Origin of the sequence: Bifidobacterium catulorum (assembly GCF_003129925.1) — a bacterium.
Lineage (GTDB): Bacteria > Actinomycetota > Actinomycetes > Actinomycetales > Bifidobacteriaceae > Galliscardovia > Galliscardovia catulorum.
Map to the genome: position 1 here is coordinate 18,065 of NZ_QFFN01000008.1, position 22,010 is coordinate 40,074.

At 61.8% G+C, this 22,010-nt stretch carries 17 protein-coding genes; 8 read left to right on the top strand and 9 right to left on the bottom strand.

Annotated elements, in window-relative coordinates:
* Window position 1 precedes the first annotated feature (1 nt).
* Together DF200_RS04415 and DF200_RS04420 are read left to right on the top strand one after the other, a co-directional pair.
* On the top strand, window positions 2-1,774 hold the full coding sequence (locus DF200_RS04415; RefSeq protein ID WP_109137074.1) for an LlaJI family restriction endonuclease: 1,773 nt from the start codon (window positions 2-4) through the stop codon (window positions 1,772-1,774).
* 122 nt (window positions 1,775-1,896) lie between these two features.
* Entirely contained in the window at window positions 1,897-2,079 is a 183-nt protein-coding gene (locus DF200_RS04420; protein ID WP_109137075.1) for a hypothetical protein, read from the top strand.
* A gap of 27 nt (window positions 2,080-2,106) precedes the next feature.
* On the opposite strand, the gene DF200_RS10660 is transcribed toward DF200_RS04420, so the two are convergent.
* Both DF200_RS10660 and DF200_RS10665 read right to left on the bottom strand, forming a co-directional pair.
* Window positions 2,107-2,427 carry a hypothetical protein gene (locus DF200_RS10660; protein WP_146192011.1) on the bottom strand — a complete coding sequence of 107 codons (321 nt, stop codon included), beginning with the start codon at window positions 2,425-2,427 and terminating at the stop codon, window positions 2,107-2,109.
* A gap of 270 nt (window positions 2,428-2,697) precedes the next feature.
* Window positions 2,698-3,060: a hypothetical protein gene (locus tag DF200_RS10665; protein ID WP_146192012.1), complete on the bottom strand. Its 363-nt coding sequence runs from the start codon at window positions 3,058-3,060 to the stop codon at window positions 2,698-2,700.
* 337 nt (window positions 3,061-3,397) lie between these two features.
* Between DF200_RS10665 and DF200_RS04435 the strand changes: the two genes are divergently transcribed.
* Window positions 3,398-5,047 carry an RNA-binding domain-containing protein gene (locus DF200_RS04435; RefSeq protein WP_109137078.1) on the top strand — a complete coding sequence of 550 codons (1,650 nt, stop codon included), beginning with the start codon at window positions 3,398-3,400 and terminating at the stop codon, window positions 5,045-5,047.
* Between the two features lie 184 nt (window positions 5,048-5,231).
* Here DF200_RS04435 and DF200_RS04440 read toward each other — a convergent pair whose 3' ends face one another.
* Window positions 5,232-7,055, bottom strand: a complete 1,824-nt coding sequence (locus tag DF200_RS04440) for a zinc ribbon domain-containing protein (RefSeq protein ID WP_109137079.1) — start codon at window positions 7,053-7,055, stop codon at window positions 5,232-5,234.
* 188 nt (window positions 7,056-7,243) lie between these two features.
* On the opposite strand from DF200_RS04440, the gene DF200_RS04445 reads away from it, so the two are divergent.
* The 3 genes from DF200_RS04445 (at window position 7,244) to DF200_RS04455 (ending at window position 10,505) form a co-directional block, all read left to right on the top strand.
* Window positions 7,244-8,932 (top strand): RecQ family ATP-dependent DNA helicase, encoded by a 1,689-nt coding sequence (locus tag DF200_RS04445; RefSeq protein ID WP_146192013.1) that lies wholly within the window; start codon window positions 7,244-7,246, stop codon window positions 8,930-8,932.
* Between the two features lie 164 nt (window positions 8,933-9,096).
* A complete protein-coding gene (locus DF200_RS04450) occupies window positions 9,097-9,444 on the top strand; it encodes a DUF4186 domain-containing protein (RefSeq protein WP_109137126.1) in 348 nt (115 codons plus the stop codon).
* Between the two features lie 98 nt (window positions 9,445-9,542).
* A complete protein-coding gene (locus tag DF200_RS04455) occupies window positions 9,543-10,505 on the top strand; it encodes a hypothetical protein (RefSeq protein WP_109137081.1) in 963 nt (320 codons plus the stop codon).
* Between the two features lie 57 nt (window positions 10,506-10,562).
* Here DF200_RS04455 and DF200_RS04460 read toward each other — a convergent pair whose 3' ends face one another.
* From DF200_RS04460 to DF200_RS04470, 3 genes are read right to left on the bottom strand one after another with little or no spacing between them, the layout of a single operon-like run.
* A complete protein-coding gene (locus tag DF200_RS04460) occupies window positions 10,563-11,132 on the bottom strand; it encodes a TetR/AcrR family transcriptional regulator (protein WP_109137082.1) in 570 nt (189 codons plus the stop codon).
* 19 nt (window positions 11,133-11,151) lie between these two features.
* On the bottom strand, window positions 11,152-13,341 hold the full coding sequence (locus DF200_RS04465; RefSeq protein ID WP_109137083.1) for a YhgE/Pip domain-containing protein: 2,190 nt from the start codon (window positions 13,339-13,341) through the stop codon (window positions 11,152-11,154).
* On the bottom strand, window positions 13,338-16,052 hold the full coding sequence (locus tag DF200_RS04470) for a YhgE/Pip domain-containing protein (RefSeq protein WP_109137084.1): 2,715 nt from the start codon (window positions 16,050-16,052) through the stop codon (window positions 13,338-13,340). Before DF200_RS04470 ends, DF200_RS04465 begins: the two co-directional genes overlap by 4 nt.
* 219 nt (window positions 16,053-16,271) lie before the next feature.
* Here DF200_RS04470 and DF200_RS04475 point away from each other — a divergent pair, with 219 nt between their 5' ends.
* Together DF200_RS04475 and DF200_RS04480 are read left to right on the top strand one after the other, a co-directional pair.
* Window positions 16,272-17,021 carry a hypothetical protein gene (locus tag DF200_RS04475; RefSeq protein ID WP_109137085.1) on the top strand — a complete coding sequence of 250 codons (750 nt, stop codon included), beginning with the start codon at window positions 16,272-16,274 and terminating at the stop codon, window positions 17,019-17,021.
* 381 nt (window positions 17,022-17,402) lie between these two features.
* Window positions 17,403-17,771 (top strand): endonuclease domain-containing protein, encoded by a 369-nt coding sequence (locus tag DF200_RS04480; RefSeq protein WP_109137086.1) that lies wholly within the window; start codon window positions 17,403-17,405, stop codon window positions 17,769-17,771.
* 189 nt (window positions 17,772-17,960) lie between these two features.
* On the opposite strand, the gene DF200_RS04485 is transcribed toward DF200_RS04480, so the two are convergent.
* The 3 genes from DF200_RS04485 to DF200_RS10785 form a co-directional block, all read right to left on the bottom strand.
* The gene (locus DF200_RS04485) at window positions 17,961-18,740 is read right to left on the bottom strand and encodes a superantigen-like protein SSL4 (protein ID WP_109137087.1); all 780 of its coding nucleotides are present in this window, start codon (window positions 18,738-18,740) and stop codon (window positions 17,961-17,963) included.
* A 199-nt stretch (window positions 18,741-18,939) separates the two neighbouring features.
* Window positions 18,940-20,133, bottom strand: a complete 1,194-nt coding sequence (locus tag DF200_RS04490; protein ID WP_109137088.1) for a pyridoxal phosphate-dependent aminotransferase — start codon at window positions 20,131-20,133, stop codon at window positions 18,940-18,942.
* A gap of 174 nt (window positions 20,134-20,307) precedes the next feature.
* Window positions 20,308-22,002, bottom strand: a complete 1,695-nt coding sequence (locus DF200_RS10785; RefSeq protein ID WP_439098314.1) for a THUMP-like domain-containing protein — start codon at window positions 22,000-22,002, stop codon at window positions 20,308-20,310.
* Window positions 22,003-22,010: the final 8 nt, after the last annotated feature.

Consider the following 22,010-nt stretch of genomic DNA (forward strand, 5'->3'; position numbering starts at 1 on the left):
TATGCCGGCGATACAGGGCGATATCACCGCTTTCGTCTTCCGCGAGCGCCATCCATACGCCGTGGAGGACTTTCAACGAGCTCGCATACGAATTCGGTATGACGACGAGCTCGGGGCATCGGTGGACGAAGAGACACGGGGAGGCGATGGCGAACAAGCCCCGGAGTCTTCTTTGGAACGCACGCGGAAAGTCATTGAGTATCTGCAGAAGCTTCAAATAGGTGATTCGTTTGTACTGTCGCCGTGCAAACAGCGAGAGAAGGCTGTTGCATCAGCGAGTCGTTTCCAGTTCACTTACGTTGGTCTGCTTTCCGTCAGCGGATATCTCTTTATCGTGCTGCCCAAGTACTACCAAGACATCACTTCGGATGTGCTACACGGTCATGGCGAGCGAATATTGCAGGAATTCCCGGTGATTCTTCAAACGATCCGCAAGTACAATAACGATCCCAAGCATAACGGCGAAATGAGTGGATTCGCATATGCCATCGATGATAATTCGGGATACGACAATGTCATCGAACTCTATCGTTTCCTACTCGAAGACTATGCGGAGCATGGGCCTTATCGGTCAGTGCGTCGTATGTATGAACATAACGGTTCCGGCGAAATCGATTGGAACCGCACGGTGCATCAGATGCTGCCCATGTACAGCGATGGTGCGCCCGTGTACACGGATTTCATCAGTATGCGTTCGACGGCGGATATTTCGACGGCGATCAGTGATATTCAGCAGGCTATGGTTTCGGATATTTCGCGGCGTCTTACAGACAGCGGCATTGGCGAGCTATTGCAGCTCCCGTTGTCTGAGCCTTCAAAGGCAACACTGTCGGATCTTGGTGATTTCGATGTCATTCGACGCATACTGCGTAAGGAACTACGAGTACAGTTCGTGACACGAAACCGATTGCTGCTGCAAGCCATGCTTCGGTACCTTGATGGTTCCGCTCCGGGACGAATCCTGCCTATGCTGGCCGAAGGTACTTGCTCGTTTCAACTCGTTTGGGAAGATGTCTGTAAAGTCGTGTTCGACGATGACGAACGGTTGCATGGCACCCAGCCTCCGAGATGGGAGTTCGATGACCCGTTGGATTGGTGTTCCGGTCATACCACTAGGAAGCGGTGGCTTTGCGACCGTGCGTCCGATGCGGACGATGTCGATGTGAGTGAGGATTCCAGTGAGGCTGAAGGCTCTCCGCTGCTTCCCGATGTAGTGACGTCGAATGTCGATGGGTCACAGTTGTACATTCTGGACGCGAAGTACTATGTGCCGAAGTATTCCAAGCCGAAAAAAGATGCGAGTGGCGATAAGAATGATTTGAGGAGGACTACAGCATCGATTGCCCATGCCCCGGGGTTGAAGGACATTGTCAAGCAGTATTTCTATTTGCTCGCATTACTGCCGCAGGAAAACCATGATTTCGATAATGTGGACGACGCCGAGAGCGCTGAAGACAGTGGGGCCGCGCTGAATCTCACCATCGCCGGCAATGCGTTCGTCATGCCTGGCCAGATACCGATAGTCATTGATGGAGAGGACGAGACCTTATCGGCGGGGGATTCTTTGGTTCCGAGCGGAAGACGCATGGTCGTTGCCCGAGGATGCGTATACTTCCCATTCATGAATCAGCGGTTAGCGAGGCTCCACGGGAATGGCACGCCTTCCGCCATCATGCTGTTTGAGCTTGATCCTGAGCAGGCGCTTCGCTGGTACCTTCGTGGGAAAGATTCGGCACGGTCGCAGAAACTGCTGAAGAACATGTTTGGGAGCTGATTGCAGATCGTGGATCTTTGGCAGATCCCGTGATGATGCGGAACCATGGCAGTTGTTGTCTGATCACTATGAATGTGACCATCGTCTGTTGGTGTGGTCACGCACGAGTGAAAGGAACTGCTATGCAAGTTGACGCCAAAATCACGTTCATCATGGGTGACCAGACAATCATTCATTGGTCTTGCAATAACGTGGAGGTGGAGGGTCCGTTTGATGACGAGCGGCATATTGATACGGTGCAGCAATTGGTTGAGCTTATGCGTTCGGAGGCCCCTATGGCTGTGTCGGCAATGATTATCGGCTGAAGACCATGGGTTTCAGTTCCCAGCCCACTACGGAGTTGTGGTGAAAAAGCACTCTGCATCGGTTTCGGCAATGGAATCACATGCTGCTTGGCTCAATGCTTGACAGCCGCCTTCGCCGAGTATTGCGGCGATTTTATGCGATGTATAACCATTTTCCCAAAGAATGACAGCATTGGCGGCCCATCTAGGCATTTCACGAAAAGTATCGAGCCAGACTTCTTCGGTGACGTAGGTATCAGGGCCTAAACGGTAGACATTGCGGTGTTCCGTGATCGACGATAGTACGTGGGATTCCAACTGTTGCGCGGCCATGTGGATTATTTCGGCTATTTTCAGCTCGGAAGGCATCGCAATTATCTCCTTTTTTCATGATGACATCGTGCGTATGAGTAACGCCGCAAGATGCACAATACGGTTATCGGATTTCGGTATCGTCGAACAATGCCAATGGGAACAAGAGATCTACGATCGCTTGCTGTTCCGCTGGCTACTCGCCGAATTCGCCGGCGTTCCAGTGGATGAGTGAAGGTGCCGGTCCGGAATGGCGGCGGACGCATTTCATTCCGCTGTCCACGCTCCGGCTGGAACGACCGCTTGATATGGAGCTCTACCGGCACATCAGCGGTAATCACCGCGGATGATATCGGGAACATGCGAATTGTGAGACATTGATGTCGGCATCGGAGTTTTGGTCACAAACAACGGTCCCGACGGTAGATCTTTGGCAGATCGTGTCGTCGCACCGCTGATATGGGTCTGCGAGTCGATCATGATGAAGCTGTCGTCGTCGCAGTGGCGACGTCTTTTGAGTGAAAGGCTACGGCAATGCACCACATCTACATCAACGCCATAATCATATTCCAAATGGATGATGGCACAGTCATTCACTGGATTTGCAACGAGGTGATGGTCGATCCGTTTGTGAATAATAGTCCCCGCATCGAGACGGGGCCGGAGCTGTCTGAATATCTTGGAACGCATGGTATACAGAAGACGGCTTTAATGACTGTCAGGGGATATCCGGCTTCTCTCTCCTGATCGGTTACGCCATCGCCGTCTTGCGGGGTGGAAAGACGACCATGCATATGGCGCGTCGCAGCGGTTTGCAATCTTTCCGTCGCTACTCGCCGGTTTCCCTACGAAGGCTGTGAGCAGTACCCGGTCTGCGTGCTTTCATGAGGGCATCCGGGCCGTGCGTGACCTCTACAATTCCCAGTTATCGCCCCCGCACCTTGCACTTGACCTTTCATAATTCTTACATGTAAGAATTCGCTCCTTACATGTTAGGATTATGAAAGGTCAGTGAAAGGGGACGGCGTTGATTCCGAGTAAGGAAACACTGAGGGTTGAATTCAAAAGCGAACGGAAACGTCCTCAATCCGATGACGAGATAGTGGAGAATGTGGTCGCGCTCGCCAACACCGCAGGTGGGATGTTGTATCTGGGTGTCGAGGACGACGGCCGGGTAACGGGAGCGGCGAAAAGCCATGCCAACATTAACGGTCTGGCGGCGTTTATCTTCAACAAGACCGTGCCTCAGCAGTCGGTGCGTACCGAACTGATGCGTGAAAACGGGGTGCCCGTTGTGTCGATCGAGGTCGACAACAGCCCGCAAATCGTATCCACCAGCGGCGGAAAAACGTTGCAACGACGATTGAAGGCCGATGGCAGTCCCGAGGTCGTCCCGTTGTTCGTCTCTCAATTCATCAGTCGTCTTTCTCAGCAGCGGAGCTATGATTACAGCGACCAGCCAGCACCGGAAAGCACGTTGGCGGATCTTGATGATACGGCGCGTAATCGGTTGCGCGAATGTATTCGTCGAACGAATGCGCAGAGCTCACTGTTGGCGTTCGACGATGCCGATTTCGATAAGGCTCTCGGCTTGGTCACGGATGATTCCCATGATCCGTGTCCTACCGTGGCCGGCATATTGACCATCGGTAAAGTCGAGGCCCTTACCCGTTGCGTGCCCTCGGCCACCGCAACGTTCCAGGTCATGGAGGGGACGACCCCGCGGGTGAACATCGACCCTTTTGCCCTGCCGCTCGTCGATATGTTCGAGAAGATCGACGGACTGATGCAACCATGGAATATCGATCATGAGATCATGAGCGGTCTGGTCCATGTCAATGTGTCTGATTTCAACCATCAGGCATTCCGCGAGGCCATGGTCAATGCGTTCTGTCATCGTGACTACGCGGAAATCGGATCCGTGCGGTTTATGATTGACAATGATGGGCTCACGCTCGCCAATCCGGGAAGTTTCATCGAGGGCGTCACAGAGTCCACGCTACTTACCGCGCAGCCGCGGTCCCGCAATCCGCAACTGTCCCTGATTCTCAAGACCGCGGGCTTTGCCGAACGCACCGGAAGAGGAGTGGACAAAATCTATGCGGGAACATTGTCCGGTGGCGGTATGATGCCGGATTACTCCCAATCCAATGCCACGGAGGTTGTGCTGTTCCTCCGTCGTACGGTTCCCGATGAAGAGTTCGTCGTCATGGTCGCCCGGGAAGAAAAACGTAGGGGAGGGGAGCTTTCCGTCTGGGCTCTTATCGTGTTGTCCCTGCTCCGGGAGCACCATCGGCTGAATCTCGCCCAACTTTGTGAATTCTCTCATCTTGAGAAACGGCGAATCGTGGGTGCGGTCGAGGATCTTGTGGAAGGCGGAGTGGTGGAAGCGGTCGGAGGGGGTGCGTCGCGCGCATACATTCTGGGCATGGATTCCTATAGGAAGGCCGATGCGTTGCCGGCGTATGTTCGGCAGAAGAACATATCGGCCACTCGTCGTGTGGGACTTGTACTCGAATTGGCCGAAAAGAACGGCGGGAACGTCAGCACCTCCGATGTCATGGATCTGCTCGGTCTGTCGTATATCAGTGCCTATAGGCTTTTGAAGAAAATGGAATCGGCCGGAAAGGTAAAGCATACCGGCGGTGGTCCGTCGTCACGGTATGTGATTGTGTGAAGCGAAAACGAGGTTCTTCGCCAATCTCGCACCCAGCACCTTTACACCTGACCTTTCATAATTCTTACATGTAAGGAGAGAATTCTTACATGTAAGAATTATGAAAGGTCGGTGAAAGGGGAGCGTCGTCGTAGGCGTTGCCGGAGGTATTGCCGGGAGCATTGCCGGGCTGATTCCGGGACGATCACCCGGCCACGTAGGCCTTGTTGCCGCTTTCCAGCTTGTTCTTGGCGTCGTACTGCGGCTTCTCGGACTCGTGCCCGGCATAGTACGTCGCGAAGAGCTTGTCGATCACCGGCGAGCTGGTGCCGGCCGGGTAGAGCGTCATCGTCTGGCCGTTGGAAAGCTTCCACGATGCGCCCGCACCGCTGCCCGTGTACGAGTTGGCCACGTACTTCGCCGTGGACGAGGAGCCGAAGTTCGGCTGGAACGTCACGCTGCAGTCCGCCGCCACGGTGAGGACCTCGTCGAACTGGAATCCGCCGTAGTTGCCGGCGATCGAGGAGCAGCGCGCCTTGTCGGCCTTCTTCTTCTCCTCCTCGGCCTTCTTCTTCGCGTCGGCCGCCTGCTTGGCCTTCACCGAGGTGTTCACCTTGTCCATCGCCGCGTTGAGGGCCTTGAGCTGTGTGTTCATCTCGGTGATGGCGCTGTCGCTGGCCGTGTCGGCGTCGCCGGCCTCGTCCATCGCCTGCTTGGCGGAGGTCAGCGCCTGCTTGAGCGCGGTGAGCGTCTGCACGTCCGACACCTTGCCGGTGGCACTGGAGACCAGTTGCTCCGCCTTGGCGTACGCCTTCTTCAGCGAGGATTCGGTCTCGTTGAAGGCCTTCTTGTTCTTGCTGGCGGTCACGGCCTTCGCCGCCGCGTCGAGCTTGCCGTCGAGCGTCTTCAGCGCCTTCGTCTTCAGGCCGATGGCGTTGGCGCGCGCGTCGAGCTCCTTGGCGGAAAGACCATCGGAGCAGGTGTTGTCGCCGGCCGACGAATCCTTCGACCCCTGGGTGATGAGGTCCTTGAGGTCGGTGAGCGTGTTCGCATCGGTGAGCTTCGACTCGTCGGTGTCGGCGGTGGGCTTCACCTTCTTCAACGTGGCGTCCAACGACGTCTTCGCCGCATCGAAATCGTTCTGCGCGGCGACGCACGCCTCCATGGCCGCCGTATGCCGATGCTTCGACCACAGTGCCCATCCGCCGCCGATGACGGCCAACGTCACGATGATGATCGCGACGATGACGGCCACGCGCACGTATTTCGCATTCGGATCGGCCGAACCGCCGTTTTTGCCGTTGTCCGGAGCCGCCGTGCCGCCATCGTCGGCGCCGGGGCCGGCCGGATTGCCATCGGCTGCACCGCCGTCCGCGTTGGACACGACCGCCAGACGGGCCAGCGGGGAGGCGCCGTCCGCGGCCCCGGCCTGCATGGGCGGCAGCACCTGCGTGGAGGCGCCGTTGCCGGCGAGGGGCGAGATGACCTCGGTCTTCTGCTCACTGACGGCGCCGGCATCGCCGGCAACCGCATCCGTATTCGCGTCGGATGCCGTTCCGGCCGCCGGCATCGCCACGGTCTGCTGCACATCCGGCGTGGCTCCGGCCTCGCCGCGGACCCCGGCCACGTTGAGCGGCAGCGTCGGCAGCGCCTGCGGGGCCATCAGCTGCGTGGCGCCCTCGTCGTCGTCATCCTGCTGTTTCGTGGGCAGCGGCCCGGTGCCGTGCATCGAATTCGGCAGCGGCACCGGCGCCGAATTCGCGTCATGGGCGCCCGCGTTCGCGTTTGCCACGTTCACTACTCCGTCCGCCGCCGGCGCATCCTGCACCGGTGGAATAGACCCCGTCTGCACGACGGTGATCTCAGCGGGACTGTCGGGAATCAACGTCCCCTCCGCCGCGTTCCCGTCGTTCTCTTCTGCGCCTGTCGGGAACCGGTATCCGCAATTCGCGCAGAATCTCATGCCCACACTGCGCAGCGTGCCGCATTTCGGGCAGAATTTCTCAGGCTTCGCCAATTTATCCGGCATGATTCGTTCGGCTCCTTCTTCTCATAATCCTGTTTACGGGCCGTATTGCAATCCAGCATAGTGTAGCGATATTGTCCATATTCGTCCATCGGTTGAAAAGCCGGCGTTTTTTCAAAAATCAAATAATGATTCGGGCGATGATTTAGACTACGAGCGGATGACGGAAAGGCGGACCATTGGTCGACGACATGACGACGACGCAGGACAGGGACTACACGCCCTTTGCGCGCAAGGCGTTGAAACGGTTCTTCGGATACGACGATTTCCGCGCCGGACAGGCCGACGTCGTCAACGCCATCATGAACCGTCATGACGTATTGGCCGTACTGCCCACCGGCGCCGGAAAATCCATATGCTACCAACTGCCCGCCATGGGACTGCGGTTCACGCTCGTCATCACCCCGCTGCGCGCGCTCATGCGCGACCAGGTGCAGACGCTCGTCGAACGGCGCGGCATCCCCGCGGCGCTCATCGACGCCGGCACCGGCGCCGCCGAACGTCGGGCCATCTACGACAAGGCGCTCGGCGGGGGACTGAAACTGCTGTACGTGGCACCGGAACGGTTGGGAACCCGTGATTTCTCCACGTTCGCCGCACGTATGCCGATCGACCTCGTCGCCGTGGACGAAGCGCATTGCGTGCTGCAATGGGGGCAGGATTTCCGCCCCGCATACCTCAACATCAGTGCGTTCATACGGTCGTTGCCCGTGCGTCCGGTGATCGCCGCGTTCACCGCCACCGCAACGCCCACCACACGCGACGAGATCGCCGGCAATCTCGGACAGGTCGATCCCGTGCGCGTGGGAACGACCTTCGACCGGCCGAACATACGATTCGACACGAGGATCGTGGGACGATGGGACCGCGAGGACGAGATCGTGGCATGGGCGCTCACGCATAAAGGCCAGTGCGGCATCGTGTACTGCAACAGCCGCAAACGCACCGAGGAACTGGAACAGACGCTGCTCGACGCCGGAGTGGCGGCCGCGCACTTCCACGCGCGCATGGCCGAAGCCGACAAAGGGCCTGTGCAGGACCGCTTCCTCTCCGGAGACATCCAGGTGATGTGCGCCACGACGGCGTTCGGCATGGGCGTCGACAAACCCGACGTGCGTTGGGTGATCAACGACGGCGCGCCCGACAGCATCGAGGAATACTATCAGGAGGCCGGACGCGCGGGACGCGACGGCAAGGAGTCGGTGAGCCTGCTGCTGTGGGGCGACGACGACTTCGAATGGATGGAACAGCGGATCGGCGAATCGTTCAACAACGACGCCATGGACGGCAAGGCGCAGGATGAGGCGCGCAAGGCGGCGTTTGAACGGCTGCACGCCATGGAACGGTACTGCAGGGCGAACGGGTGCCTGCGCGCGGAACTGCTGCGGTACTTCGGCGAGGAGCCGGCATCGGAGCGGTGCGGGAAATGCTCGAACTGTCTTGGCGGGGGAGGGCGTGCGCGCTCGCTGGCGTCACGGACGTCAAGCTTCGGCGGCGGATCCGGTTCGCGGCATGGGGCGTCGTATGGGGCGCGGCATGGGTCGGAACCGTCGCGTAAGCGGTTCCTTCGCGCCTCCGACTACGACGACATCGACGACGGCTATGGCGAGGTCAGCGGTTCCGACGGATGGGGTTCGTCGGATGATGCGCAGGACTCACGGGGCCGGTACGGTGGCGGGCGTGGGCGTGGGCGCGGCGGAGGCAGTGGGCGGCGCGGCGCTTGGAAACGCTACGGTTCCGGGTATCGCGGCCGCCGCACCGGCACCGACCGCGATGACGACGACTTCAGCGCCTCCGCGGCTTCCGGCCGCAGCGGCAAGGACCTGCGCACATCGCCCGACTCCGTCTATGCCGCCATATTCGGCGTGGATAAGGAGTGAGCGGGATGAGCCAACGGGATGGCGGCCGGTATGAGCAGATAGCGTTTGAGGAATTCGACGAACCGGTGCCAAAGGCCGAGGCCGCCGACCATGCGGATGCGGCCGGCCGGAGCGGAGGCCACGCCTCCTATTCCGACGCTAACTATTCCAACTATGCGGCGGCGATGCTGGCCCGGCTCGGCGGCTCGGCGTTCCGCGCGAAATTCGTGCTGAGCGCCAAGGACCGGGACTATGCGCGGGCGAAGGGCAGGGAGACCATCGACCGGCATGCGCACGAGATGCTCGCCAAGCGGGTCGGGCCGGCCGAGCCTTACAAAGACGGCAAGCAGACGCCGTGGCGGGGCCATCCGGTGTTCACCGCGCAGCACGCCACCGCCACCTGCTGCCGCGGCTGCATCGAGAAGTGGCACCATATTCCCAAGGGCCGTGCCCTCACGGACGAGGAGGTGGATCGGCTCGCCGCCGTGGTCATGGCGTGGATAGACCGCGACCTCGAACGCCATCCGCGATGACGTCCTGTTCCGGCAACGGTGTGAGATATGTCGCAATGGCTTCGGCGCGTGGCGAGATTACGTGGGTCCTCCACGGTTCGACGTCTAGGATGGTGGTCATGACCAATCCCGGTGGACAGCAATCCCCATACCAGCCCGCGCCGTCGCCGTACAGGCAGCCGCAGGCCGGCGCCGGACAGCCGTATCAGGCGCCCATGCCCGGCCAGGGCCCGTATGCGCCGTATGGGGGCCAGCCGCCCGCCTCGCCGCAGCCGTCTCCATATGGTCCGGCATACGGTCAGGGCGGCTACGTCATGCAGCATCCGACGGCGGCGCCCGACCCCATGCAGCAGCCGGGATATTATTCGTCGGACGGCCGGCTGGTCATCCCCGCCGCAGCGCCGATCGGCGGCGCGCAGACCATGAATCTTTCCCCGCAGACGGGCGTGCCTGCACCGGCCGCGAACCCCGGCTCCCCATACGCCGGCCAGACGCAATACCCGTACCCGTACGGACGGCCCCCGCGCAGGAACCGGACGGGCGTCATCATCGCGTGCGTGGCCGGCGCGGTGGTGCTCGTGCTTGCCATCATCATCGGCCTGCTCGCCCTCGCAGGCACCGCCGCGGAGGGGGGAACGTCCGATTCGGGCACAACCTCCGCCAGCGGACCGCAGCCGGTGCCGGCGAACGACCCGGCCAGGATGCGCAGCGCCATCACCCGCATCACCGGGGCGCAATGTACGTGGCGCGATGATTCCGCCAAGCTCAACGCCTCCATGGTCGGCACGGAAGGCGCCTACACGTGCGGCAACGACATGACGCTGGTCATGTTCTCCAATGCCGCCGACACCGACACGACCATGCAGTATGTGGGCAAGGTGCTCGACAGCGGCAACGACCTGTTCGGGCTCTCCGAAGGCGCGCCCCGGGGTGGCGAGGAGTACGCCGTGCTGCACAGCGGCACGTGGATGGTCATCGGCGGCGACGCCGAGATGAGCGCACTGCACAACGCGTGGGGCGGAAGCCTCCAGCAGTTCGGCAGCGGCTCCGCCACCGACTCCCACGGCTCCACCTCACTCTGAACTCCCAGCCGCGCCAGAGCAGCGCGCCTCCGATTGGCACGCAGTCCGCAGAAGACCCTACGCCACCGCGATGGACGGCCACAGCAGATCGGTCATCCGCACGGCCCAGCCGTCGTCCACCGAGCCGCGCAGCGCCTCGCATGCGATCATCGACCCCATGATTGTGCCGAACAGGAATTTCGTGTTCAGTCCGGGAAGGAACCGGCCGAGTTCGCTGCCACGGTTGAAGAACGAGGCGAAGGTCTCCTCCTCCGGCTTGATGGCCTGGCTCACGATCCGCTGGAAGAACCCCTCCTTCGACGTGAGGATGATGCCGATGGCCTTCACCCCGACGCCGGAGACATAGCGTTCCACCATGCGTCTCAGCAGCAGCGTCAGATTCCCCTTCGTCGGCTCCAGGTCGGCCAGATCGGGCGACGACGAGATCTCCAACGCGGTGATCTTCTCCAACAGGTCCTCCACATTGGAGTATCTGCGGTAAATCGTCGTCTTCGCCACGCCCGACCGGCGTGCGATCTCCTCGATGGAGATGGCGCCGATGCCTCTCGACACGGCGATCTCCAACGTCGACTGCATGATCTTGCGGTCGGTCTCCCGACGGGTCCTCTCTCCTCGCTGCGTATTCATGATCTCCCTCGATTCTCGCTTACAGCAGCTTCGTGCTTTCGATGGTGCTCACGTACCACTTGTTGAATTTCACCAACGGCTTGCGCAGCACCAGCCCCAGCAGCAGCGTCGGCAGGATGAACAGCAGTAGCGCGCCAATCTGGAGCCAGTAGTCGTTGTCGTATATGCCGAACATGGCCGCGCGCATGGCGTTGATCGAATGCGTGATCGGCAGGAACGGGCTGATGTCGCTGAAGAATTTCGGCATCACGGCCAACGGGTATGCGCCGCCCGAGCCGGATATCTGCACGACCAGAAACAGCACGCCGATGGCCTTGCCCACGTTGCCGAACGACACGACCAACGTGTAGATCATGAAGATGAACACCAGTCCGGACGCCCATCCGGAAAGCATGTACAGCCACGGATGCTCCACCTGCACGCGCAGGAACAGCAGGTTGCCGAGCAGCACGAACGAGCTTTGCAGCAGCGACAGCACGGCGAATATGCCGAACCGTCCCAGATACAGCTGATGCGGCATGGCCTTCGGCCCCAATTCGGCGCGGATGCGGCGGGAGACCGACGTTTTCAGCGTCACGGCCATGAGCAGCGAACCCACCCACAGCGGCAGGAACGTGTAGAACGGGCTGAGCGACGAGCCGAAGTTCTCCGAGGGGAACAGCGCCTTGCGCGTTACGCCGACGGGTGCGGCCAGCGATTTCGCCAACGATTCCTCGTCTCCGCTCAGCACTTTCTTCAGCATCGAGGAGTCGCCGCTGTTCAGCGCCGACGTGATGTTCTTCGCCAGCGATTTCAGCGTGTTCGCCGCATCCGTCATCTCCGTTCCGGCGGCGGTCAGCGTTTTGCGCACGTTGCCGAGCTTCACGCCTGCGGAGTTCGAGGAGTTCGCGAGGTCGTTCACCGACGAGTCCAGATCGGAGGCGCTGGCCTTCAGCAGCGCGGTCGATTCGGCCACGTCGTCCGCGAGCGCGTTGATCTGCGGTTTGAGCTTGGTGTCGAAGTCGGTTTTCAGACCGCTGATGCTGGCGTCGGCCTGTTGCGCCAGTTTGGTGATTTCCCCGCGGTCCTTCTGTGCGGTGGCGTTGCCGGCTTCGATGGAGTCCGCCGCCGAGTCCAGTTTGTTCCGCAGCGTGGTCTGCACGGTCACGATGGCGTCGATTTTCGTGGTGATTCGGTCGACGGCCTGTTTCGCCACGTCGGTGGTCAGGTCGCCGCGGAGGGTCTGCAGCTCCTTGCTGATCCGCTGGTATTCGGCGATCTGGTCGTCGATGGTGGAGGCCTGGTGTCGTAGGGCGTCGGCGTTGTCCTTGGTCTGTTTGCCGATGTCGGCGTATACGTCGTCAATGCTGGTGGACACCGCCTTGTAGCTGCCCGCGCTTGATTGCAGCGCCGTGGACAATCCTCCGGTCGAGGCTTTGAGTGCGTCGCCGATGGTCGCGCCGGCCTGTTTGGTGTCGTCGATGGTCTTTCCGGCGTCTTTGGCCGAGCCGGATGCCTGACGCAGCAGTTTCGACGAGTTGTCGATCAGCGACCGTGCGGAGTCGGTGAGCGAGGCGTAGGTGTCGACGGTGTCGGCTGCGCCGGCCAGCTGGTCGGCGAGTTCGCCGATGTGTCCGGCGAGGTTGGCGATGCTGCTTTTCGTGTCGGCGTCGTCGATGTAGTTGGAAAGCGACGAGACGATGTTCAGCGCCACGTTCGACAATGTGGTGGCGAACAGCAGGTTGATGCGCGCCGCCACCTGGTCGGCGCCCTGTCCGGTGAGCTGCGGCGCGAGGGCGTTCTTCTTCTCGTTCGTGTAGTACGTGAGTTTGGCGTGTTCCACGTCGGACGAGAAGAACGTCATCATGTCCTTGCTGAAGCTTTTCGGAATCACCACGGCGGCATAGTATTTGCCGGATTTCGTGCCGTCGATGGCGTCGTCCTCCGTGGTGAACGTCCAGTCGAGCTGGTCGTTGGCGCGCAGTTCGGACACCACCTGGTCGCCGACGTTCACCTTCAGCGGCACGAGGTCGCTTTTATAGCCTTCGTCGGTGTTGGCCACCGCGAACTTCACGTTCCTGGTGTTGCTGAACGGGTCCCATGCGGCGGTCACGTTGAACCAGGTGAACAGCGAGGGCAGTGCCACCAGTCCGATGATGATGATGACGGAGACGACGTTGCTGGTCATGCGTCGTATGTCTCCGGTGAACAGTTTCCAGATCGTGCTCATGCGTCGCCCCTCCTTTCGTGGCCGTCATGGTTGCCGTCCGTGGGCGCGTCATGCCCTTCTGCGCCGGTCTCGGCGTGTCCTGCGGCGTGACGCGGTCTCCGCTGTGGTTTCGGAGGCGTCCATGAAAGGCTCTTCAGTCGGTCGCGCACCGAGAACATGGAACGGATGTCCTCGTCGTTCATCGAGCCGAGCAGCAGTTGGCGTTCGATGTTGTCTCGGATGTATTCGATGGCGATGAGGAACCCGATCATGACGAGGATCCAGATGGCCCATGAGGCGAGGATGACCGCCTTGCCATTGGGGCTCACGAAGTTCTGGCTCACCGAGAACAGTACGATGAGCACGCATGGCACGATGATTCCGGCGGCGATGGCCCCCACCTTGAGCCGTGGGTACAGGCGGGCGAACTTCATGGCGCGCCGATGGATGGCCGCACGGTATTCCGCGCGGTTCGACAGCGCGCGGATGACCTGAGAGAACCGGTACTGGTGGAACGGCGCCTCCACCTGCTCGCCGATGATCATGTCGCTTTGCGCGATCTGTCGGGCGAACAGACGGTTGAGGTTCGTCAGATACGGGCGCAGCAGCAGCCCGAGGATGAAGCTCAACGCCGCGAACACGAGCAGATGCGCCACGGCCACCGCATAATGGTTGCCGTAGAATCCGCCGATGGTCTCACGCAGCGCGTCGATGCTGTATGTGAACGGGAAGAACGGGTAGAGCCAGCGGAAGAACGCCGGCATCATCTCGATGGGGTAGAGTCCCGAGGCGCCCGGGATCTGCACGATGATGAGTACCACGCACAGCGCCTTGCCCACATGCTGGAACGTCACCGACAGCGCGTAGAGGATGCTCAGGTAGGTGAGCGACGACAGCACGCCCGTGGCGATGAACGCCGGCACGTTCGCCGCCTGCACGCCGATCGCCAGGTCGCCCACGCAGCAGACGACGCCCTGCAGTATGGCGAGGATGGACAGCAGCAGCCACCGTCCCATGTATGCCTGGCCCACGGTCAGGCCCGGAACGCCCTCGTCATCCACCTCAAGCTTCACGATCACCATGAGCACGAACGCCCCCACCCACAGCGACAGGTCGGTGAACAGCGGCGCCATGCCCGAGCCATACGAGTTCACCGGATACAGCGTCCGCGTGCTCAGCATGGTGGGGGCGAACATGAAGTTCGCGATCTTCTGCGCGTCGAGCTTGCCGTTGCGGGTGAAGCGTTGCCACGCCTCGGATGTGGACAGCGCCGCCACGTCGGTCTTCGCCGTGGAGAGGTCGTCGGCTACGTCCCGCAGCGTGCCGTCCGTCTGCTTCAGCGCCTTGGACGTGGTGGCCAGCGTGGAATCGAGCTGGTCGAGGATCGCCGAGGTCTGGTCGATGAGCCCCTGCTGGCTGGCGACGATGCCGCTCAGCCCGTTCGCGGTGGCGCTCAGCTGGTTCAGCCCGCCGTTGACCTGCGGAATCGTGGTGGTTCCCAGGGTGGAGCGGTATCCATCCACCGCCTTCAGCGTTCCCTGCGCCGCGGTGTCGATGGTGCCGGCGGCGTCGGCGATCGACGTGGCCGTCCTGCCGGTGTCGGTGTTCAGCGTGTCGAGGTCCTTCAGCGTCTGGCCGACCGCCGTGTTCGTATGCTTCAGCCCGCTGTCGCCGTCGCCGTCATGGCCGTTGAGCAGACGGTCGATCTGCGCGTAGGCCGCCGAATCGGACGGCAGCGCCTGCTGGATGTCCTCCAGCTCGGTGATGATCTCGGCGTTCCTTGCGTTGATGTCCTTGCCCGCTTCCAGCGCCGCGCCCACGCTGCCCTGCGCCGTGGTCACCTTGGCCGCGGCCTTGCTCACCGAGAGGTCGGCCTTCGCCGCGGACTGCGACATCAGCCGTGAGCCGTTGTCCAGCGTCGAACCCATCGACGAGGAGAACTTCGTCATCGAATCGCCGGTGCTCGTCAGCAGCTTCGATGTGCCCTGAAGCCCATGGCTGATGATCTGGGCCTGCCGTGTGGCCCTGTCCAACGTGGCCTTCGCGTTCCTGGCCTTGTTCCTCGCGGCGTCGACCGTGTCGTTCATGTCGACGATGGCGTCCCGCGCGTCCTCGATGTCGCCTTCCGAACGGGCCAGCGCCTTCACGGTGTCGGACTGCGCGGTGCTCACCTTCCCCTCGGCCTCGGTCAGCTTGTCGTTCACCGTCGAGGTCACGACCTCGCTCACCGTAGAGACGAATGTGCCGTTGATCTGCGTCGACAGTGTGGACGACCCCACGTCCGTGATCTTCGGGGCGATGGCGTTCGCCTTCTCGTTGACGTAGTATTCCAGCTTCGGCTGCCGGAAATCACCGGAGACTATCGTGGCCAGTTTCGCGCTGAAATCCTTGGGAATCACGAACGCCGCATAGCTTTCGCCGGACTTCACCTCGTCCAAGGCCTCGTCGCGGCCGACGAAATGCCAGCCGAGCTGGTTGTTCGCCTTCATCGCCGCCACGATCTGCTCGCCCAGATCGAGTTTTCCGAGCGTCTTGTCGTTCGCCCCTTCATCCTCGTTGACCACGGCCACCTGGATCGACTTCGTGTTGCCGTACGGATTCCAGAAACCATAGATGTTGAACCATGCGTACAGCGACGGAATGACCACGAGGCCCGCGCATATCACCCATGCGGCCGGCACCCGGAGCAGACGCATGACATCGCGTCTGACCAGTCGGAACACATTCCCCACGTCGCCACTCCTTCTCGAAAACGGTCGTATGCAGCTACGGATAGCGTAGCACTACGCTGGTCGTAGCACTACGGCAATCGTAGCATCACGTATCGGACCATTCGACGCCGGGATGATGGGACGGTGTGGATTCACCCGCAGCCGGACGACTCCGGGCGCAAAAGACTAGACTGGGCGAACAACGACGTCGGGGGACGCCACAACCGTAAGGAGAACGTCATGCCTTCACATCGCGCCGGAAACCACATCGGAACAACCCGGGGGAACGGCCGTGCATCCGGCGCAAACCTCCTCGTCCGCACGCTCTGCGTCATCACCGGCCTCGCGGCCGTGCTCTCCGGCGCGGCCGCCGCCGCACGCGCCATCGCCCCCAAGATGCTGCCCGTCATCGAAGGCCAGCCGACCTCCACATGGCTCGTCACGGCGATCGCAGCCTCCATCATCACCATCATCCTCATCATCGTCGCGCGCATCACCGCACCATACGGACGCAAACGCAGCGCAGCCACCACCTGGGGCGTCATCGCCGTCGTGCTGGCCCTGCTGCTGTCCTGCCTCGGATTCCTCGTCGGCAACATGTTCTCCGACGGCATCGTCAAACCCGCCGTCCGCGACGAAGCCCCCATCAGCGACACCGCCGCCATGCAGAAAGGCATGGAAGGCGTCTTCGGCGCCTGCACCAGCGACTGGCAGAACATCAACGCCAGCCAATACCCCGGCGTCAAATCCATCTACCTATGCACCCAGACGCGCGTCGCCTACGCCGTCTTCGACAACGACAGCGCCATCAACCTCTACAAAGGCCCGCTCGCCACCCAGGCATCCAAACTCCTCGACCAACACTCCGGCGAGGTCGGCTCCACCAAATACGCCATGCTCATCGGCAAACGATGGGTCATCGTCGGCGAGCAAAGCAAGATCGAGAAACTGCAACGGTCGTGGGGCGGCACCCTCAACACCATCGAATAGACGATGCGCTCTCTCCAATCGGCTCCCCCTGTTGTGCAGGGGGAGCTGTCGAGCGTAGCGAGACTGAGGGGGTCGGCTGAGGCTCGCATCGTGCCTTTCGCCGCACCGATGCCGCACGCATTGCATCGTCTATTATGTCGTTGCGCTCTCTCCAATCGGCTCCCCCTGTTGTGCAGGGGGAGCTGTCGAGCGTAGCGAGACTGAGGGGGTCGGCTTGCATCGTGCTGCCGCCGTACGACTGCGTGTCGCGAGTCGAGTTGCTTGGTGATTGATGCCTGTGACGGTCAGCGCGGCGCGACAGCGGCTCCCTCTGATGAGGGAGCTGTCACGCCTACGGCGTGACTGAGGGAGAGACGACCGCATCTCAGCTAAGCTCATCCCATGAAGGACTACAACAAAGGCAACGTCGCCCGCGCACGAAAACTGCGCCGAGAAATGACCCCGTGGGAACGCAAGCTATGGTACGGCTTCCTCCGAAAGCAACCGATTCGTTGGCAACGGCAAAAGCCGTTGGGAAACCGCATCGCGGACTTCTATTGTGCGAAAGCCCAGCTGGTGGTGGAACTCGACGGCGGTGGACACTACACGAAGGAGCGGATGGAAGCCGACCGGCTCCGAACGATGGAACTCAACGAAATGTCGCTGCACGTTCTTCGCTATACCAACCGCGAGATCGACACGCGGTTTGCCGAAGTCTGCGACGTCATCGACCGGGTTGTGCGAGAGAGGTTGACAGCGTTTGGGCGGTAGGTGCTTTGGGCGTGTCGTTTCTCTCCCTCAGTCCGCCTTCGGCGGCCAGCTCCCTCATCAGAGGGAGCCGCTGTCGCGTTGCAGGAGGGCCTGCCGGTACACCCTGAGGGGGCCGGTGCGCTCTTTCCAATCGGCTCCCCCTGTTGTGCAGGGGGAGCTGTCGAGCGTAGCGAGACTGAGGGGGTCGGCTCACATCGTGCTGCCGTCGTACGACTGCGTGTCGGTGCCGCTGCCGGAATTCGTATCGGAGCCCGATTCGGAGCCGTTGCCCGAGTCCGAGCCGTTCCCGGAGCCGCTGCCGTTGTAGCTGCCGTTGCTGTATCCGTATCCCCGCGGCATCTGCATGTATCGGCCATACTGCATCGTGTCATCGGGCTTGTCGAACTCGGAGAAGATGGCCGCGCCGCCGAGACCGCCCAACAGTCCGCAGACCAGCGCCACCACGGCGACCGAGGTCAGGCTGCGTCCCTTGAGTCCCGTGAGCCCAGTCAGGCCCCTGCCCTTCTTCGCCTTTTCGGCCGGTTTGCCGCCGTTCGCATTCGTCGGAGCGGACTGCTGCGCATACAGGGGCGGGTTGGCTCCGCCGGTCGTAGCGGCATTGGGCTGGCCGGCGTACCCCGGCTGGCCGGCATACGTGTTTGTGTTCGCGCTCGCGTAGGACTGGTATTGGTATTCCGGCACGCCATATGACTGTTGGGACGTCGGCTGCGTCGTCGACTGGTTTGTCGACTGAAGTATCGGTTCGTTCACGGCCGGTGTGCCGACCGGAGTCGGCGCCTCCCCGGAGGCCGGCATCGGCGTCGTGGCCGCGCCCGGCGTATTTGGGCTTGCCACGGTCTGGCCTGCTGACGTGGTCTGCCCGACCGCAATCTGATTCGCCGTCGCCGTGGCGTTCTTGGGGGCGTTCGCCGTCGTGCCTGAATTCGCCGTCGTGCCTGCATTGGCTGCATTGTTCATGTTGTCGGTCATGATGTGGTCCTTGTATTGGGAACATTCGTTGTACTGCTGATTCTCAGTAAACGACGCCCTTCACAAGACCGACTGAATCCACCCGCAACGTCCCCTGCGTCTTTTTCGTACGTTTCGTCGATATCCTCTGAACGTTTCCTGAATCGGATCGCGGCGGGCGTCATCCGGCACACGGCCGACGACGCCCGCCGCAATCGGATCAGTTCACCCCGTAGACCTCGTGCGCGAACTTTTCGAGCGCCGGAATCGAACGCTTCACCTTTTCGGTGTCGATGCAATAGGCCATGCGGAAGTATCCGGGCACGCCGAAGCTGTCGGACGGCACGAGGATGAGATCGTGCTCCTTGGCCTTGAGGCAGAAGGCGGTCGCGTCGTCCTCCAGCGCCTTGGGGAAAATGTAGAACGTGCCGCCGGGGCGCACCACGTCGAATCCGATCGACGTCAGCGCGTCATACAGCAGGTTCATGTTCGTCTCGTACACGGAAAGGTCGGCGGTCTCGCCCAGCACCTTGGAGACGCCCAGCTGGATGGAGCTCGGCGGGCAGTTGTGACCGGTGCCGCGCGAGATCTGGCCCATCATCGGCACGAGCAGGTCGGCGTCGGTGGCGGCCGGGTTCACCGCAACGTAGCCGATGCGCTCGCCGGGCAGGCTCAGCGACTTCGACCACGAGTAGCAGGTGAGCGTATTGTTGTAGTATTTCGCCGGATACGCCTGCTCGCCGCCGTCGAAGACGATCTCGCGGTAGGGCTCATCGCTGATAAGGAAGATGTCGTGGCCGTATTCGGTCTGCCGGGCGCGCAGGATGCCGGCCAGGCGTTCCAGCGTCGCCGCGGAGTACACGGCGCCCGACGGGTTGTTCGGCGTGTTGATGAGCACGGCCATCACGTTCGGGTTCAACGCCGCCTCGAACGCCTCGAAGTTGATCTGGAAGTTCTCCGTGTCGGCGGGCACGATGGCCAGGTGGGCGCCGGTTCCGTTGACGTACGGCTGGTATTCGGGGAAGTAGGGGGCGAACGTGATGATCTCGTCACCCGGCTTGGTCACCGCGCGCATGGCATGCGCGAGCGCGCCGGCCGCGCCGGTGGTGGGGAAGATGTGGTTGCCGGTGTAGTCCATGCCGAAGCGTTCGTTGAGGTTCCCGGCGATGGCGTCCTTGACCGACGGGATGCCGAGCGAGGGGGAGTATCCGTGGATGGCCACGGGGTCGCCGTGCTCGTACAGGTCGACCATCGCGTCGGTGAACGCGGACGGCGCGGGCACCGAGGGGTTGCCGAGGCTGTAGTCGAACACGTTCTCGTAGCCGATCTCCTTGCCGCGTGCGGTCGCGTATTCGCTCAGTTCGCGAATGACGGACTTGCCGCCGAGCATCGCCTTGTAATCCTCGTTGATCATGCCATGACTCCTGTTCCTGTTCTCGTTCGGCCCGCACGGATCGATGGGCCCGATGATGTCGTTCTACCATGACGCGGCGAACGATTCCACGTGCGGCGCGGCCACCATGGACTCCGCCATGGACTCCGCTATGACACCGCGCCATGTTATGACCAACGTGTCATGACCATTGCGTCATGACCAATGCGGGGCCGCCGCGCCGCCTTGGTCCGCGGGCATCTTCCGCGTGACGAGCAGCACGTGCCGCCGCCGCGCGTCGGTGGTGGCGAATATATAGGTGTCGCCGCCGTCCTTGAGTCTGAGTTTCTTCCGCAGCGCGGCCACGGTCATGGGGAAGTTCCTTGTGGCGATGTTCGCGTGCGTGACGCCGCCCAGCGCGGTTTTCAGCTCGCGTTTGCCCATGCCGGTCATGGCGTCGACGGCGAATCCGCGGCCGGGGAAATCCGCCACCGGCAGTTCCGAGACGAACAGGTGGCTGTTCGGCCCGATCTGACGTACGCCGTACCGGCGTTCGATGAGCGCGAAGCATCCGGCCTTCATGATGGACGCGTTCGGCTCGAATACATATCGAGGGGTATCGGCGTCGGCGTATGCGATGGTGTCGTTGAGATCGTCGCCGACGAGATAGTCGACGACGTCGCCGTCGTTGACGCAATACATCCGTATGCGTCCTCGCGGATCGTCGTTCGTGTCGAAGTCCGCGTTGTCGTGACCTGTGCCGTCGTCGCCCGCATCCGCCCGCCCGAGCACGATGAGCAGTTCCTTGCATTCGTTGCCGGTCGAGACGATGTGCACCTCGCGCACGGTCGACGACCCGCCGAGGTCCCGGACGGCCTTGCGCCAGTCGAGCATGGGGGAGAGCTTCACCATCACGATCGCCGCGCGTTCCAGCATCACGTCCTTCAGGGCGAGCACGTCGGGCGTGCAGTCGGCGATCGCATACGTGCGGCCGCCGTGCGCGTCGCGTCGGGCCGGATCGATGAAGATCATCGTGGACGCCGGGTCATTCGTTGCATCGAGCGTTACGCCGGACGTTGCATGGGACGTTGCGCCGGGCGTTGCATGGGACGTTGCATCGGGCGTTGCATGGGACGTTGCATCGTCCGTCGTACCGTCCGCATCCATGCGCATCAGATAATCCGTCGCATCCGTGTTGACCATCGTGACGTCGCCAAGCCCCAGCACGGCCGTGTTGTGTCTGGCGATCTCACACAAGGCGCCCTGCCGTTCCACGTATACGCCGCGCGTGAACGCCCGCGCCATGTAGGAGAAGTCCACGCCGAACCCGCCGGTCAGGTCGATGAGCGTCGTGACGGTGTCTGTCGTATTGGTGTCTGTCGTAGGCGTATTGGTGCCTGTCGCGGCAGTGCGTGCCGTCTCGTCGTCCGGCGTGTCGTTCGTGGCGTTGGGCTTGCCGTCCCGTCCGGCGCGTTGCGCCGTCAGTCGTTGCGTTACTGGTCGTTGTGCTACTAGTCGTTGTGCTGCTAATCGTTGCGCCACTGCGGTCTTGTACAGCGCCGTCGTCTGCGACGAGCATTGCTCCATCGATAGGTGCGGCGGATAGATGATGTCGTCGTGGGCCGCCCATTCGGGGAGTTTCGTCCGCGCCCTTTGCCATCCGTCGATCTGTTCGAGCGCGGTCGTCAGGTCGACGTCGTCGCCGGCCTTGGCGTGCAACGCCAGGTCGCGCACGTCGTCGTCGCGGTGCGTGCGGATGAATTCACGGGTTTCGAGGCTGATCTCCACGTCAGTATTGTATCGGCGGACGTGATGTCGTCGCGGCCGCGGCGTCACGCGGTGCAGGTTGCGTGACCTGGTGCGGTTGGCGTCACGCGGTGCAGGTGGCGTGACCCGGTCCACCTGCACCATGTGACGCA

What these genes read in the sequence shown, in the direction of transcription:
- DF200_RS04415 (WP_109137074.1), top strand. Translation starts at nt 2, where the DNA reads ATGCCGGCGATACAGGGCGATATCACCGCTTTCGTCTTCCGCGAGCGC.
- DF200_RS04420 (WP_109137075.1), top strand. Translation starts at nt 1,897, where the DNA reads ATGCAAGTTGACGCCAAAATCACGTTCATCATGGGTGACCAGACAATC.
- DF200_RS10660 (WP_146192011.1), bottom strand. Translation starts at nt 2,427, where the DNA reads ATGCCTTCCGAGCTGAAAATAGCCGAAATAATCCACATGGCCGCGCAA.
- DF200_RS10665 (WP_146192012.1), bottom strand. Translation starts at nt 3,060, where the DNA reads ATGCGTTCCAAGATATTCAGACAGCTCCGGCCCCGTCTCGATGCGGGG.
- DF200_RS04440 (WP_109137079.1), bottom strand. Translation starts at nt 7,055, where the DNA reads ATGCCGGATAAATTGGCGAAGCCTGAGAAATTCTGCCCGAAATGCGGC.
- DF200_RS04445 (WP_146192013.1), top strand. Translation starts at nt 7,244, where the DNA reads ATGACGACGACGCAGGACAGGGACTACACGCCCTTTGCGCGCAAGGCG.
- DF200_RS04450 (WP_109137126.1), top strand. Translation starts at nt 9,097, where the DNA reads ATGCTGGCCCGGCTCGGCGGCTCGGCGTTCCGCGCGAAATTCGTGCTG.
- DF200_RS04455 (WP_109137081.1), top strand. Translation starts at nt 9,543, where the DNA reads ATGACCAATCCCGGTGGACAGCAATCCCCATACCAGCCCGCGCCGTCG.
- DF200_RS04460 (WP_109137082.1), bottom strand. Translation starts at nt 11,132, where the DNA reads ATGAATACGCAGCGAGGAGAGAGGACCCGTCGGGAGACCGACCGCAAG.
- DF200_RS04465 (WP_109137083.1), bottom strand. Translation starts at nt 13,341, where the DNA reads ATGAGCACGATCTGGAAACTGTTCACCGGAGACATACGACGCATGACC.
- DF200_RS04475 (WP_109137085.1), top strand. Translation starts at nt 16,272, where the DNA reads ATGCCTTCACATCGCGCCGGAAACCACATCGGAACAACCCGGGGGAAC.
- DF200_RS04480 (WP_109137086.1), top strand. Translation starts at nt 17,403, where the DNA reads ATGAAGGACTACAACAAAGGCAACGTCGCCCGCGCACGAAAACTGCGC.
- DF200_RS04485 (WP_109137087.1), bottom strand. Translation starts at nt 18,740, where the DNA reads ATGACCGACAACATGAACAATGCAGCCAATGCAGGCACGACGGCGAAT.
- DF200_RS04490 (WP_109137088.1), bottom strand. Translation starts at nt 20,133, where the DNA reads ATGATCAACGAGGATTACAAGGCGATGCTCGGCGGCAAGTCCGTCATT.
- DF200_RS10785 (WP_439098314.1), bottom strand. Translation starts at nt 22,002, where the DNA reads ATGGTGCAGGTGGACCGGGTCACGCCACCTGCACCGCGTGACGCCAAC.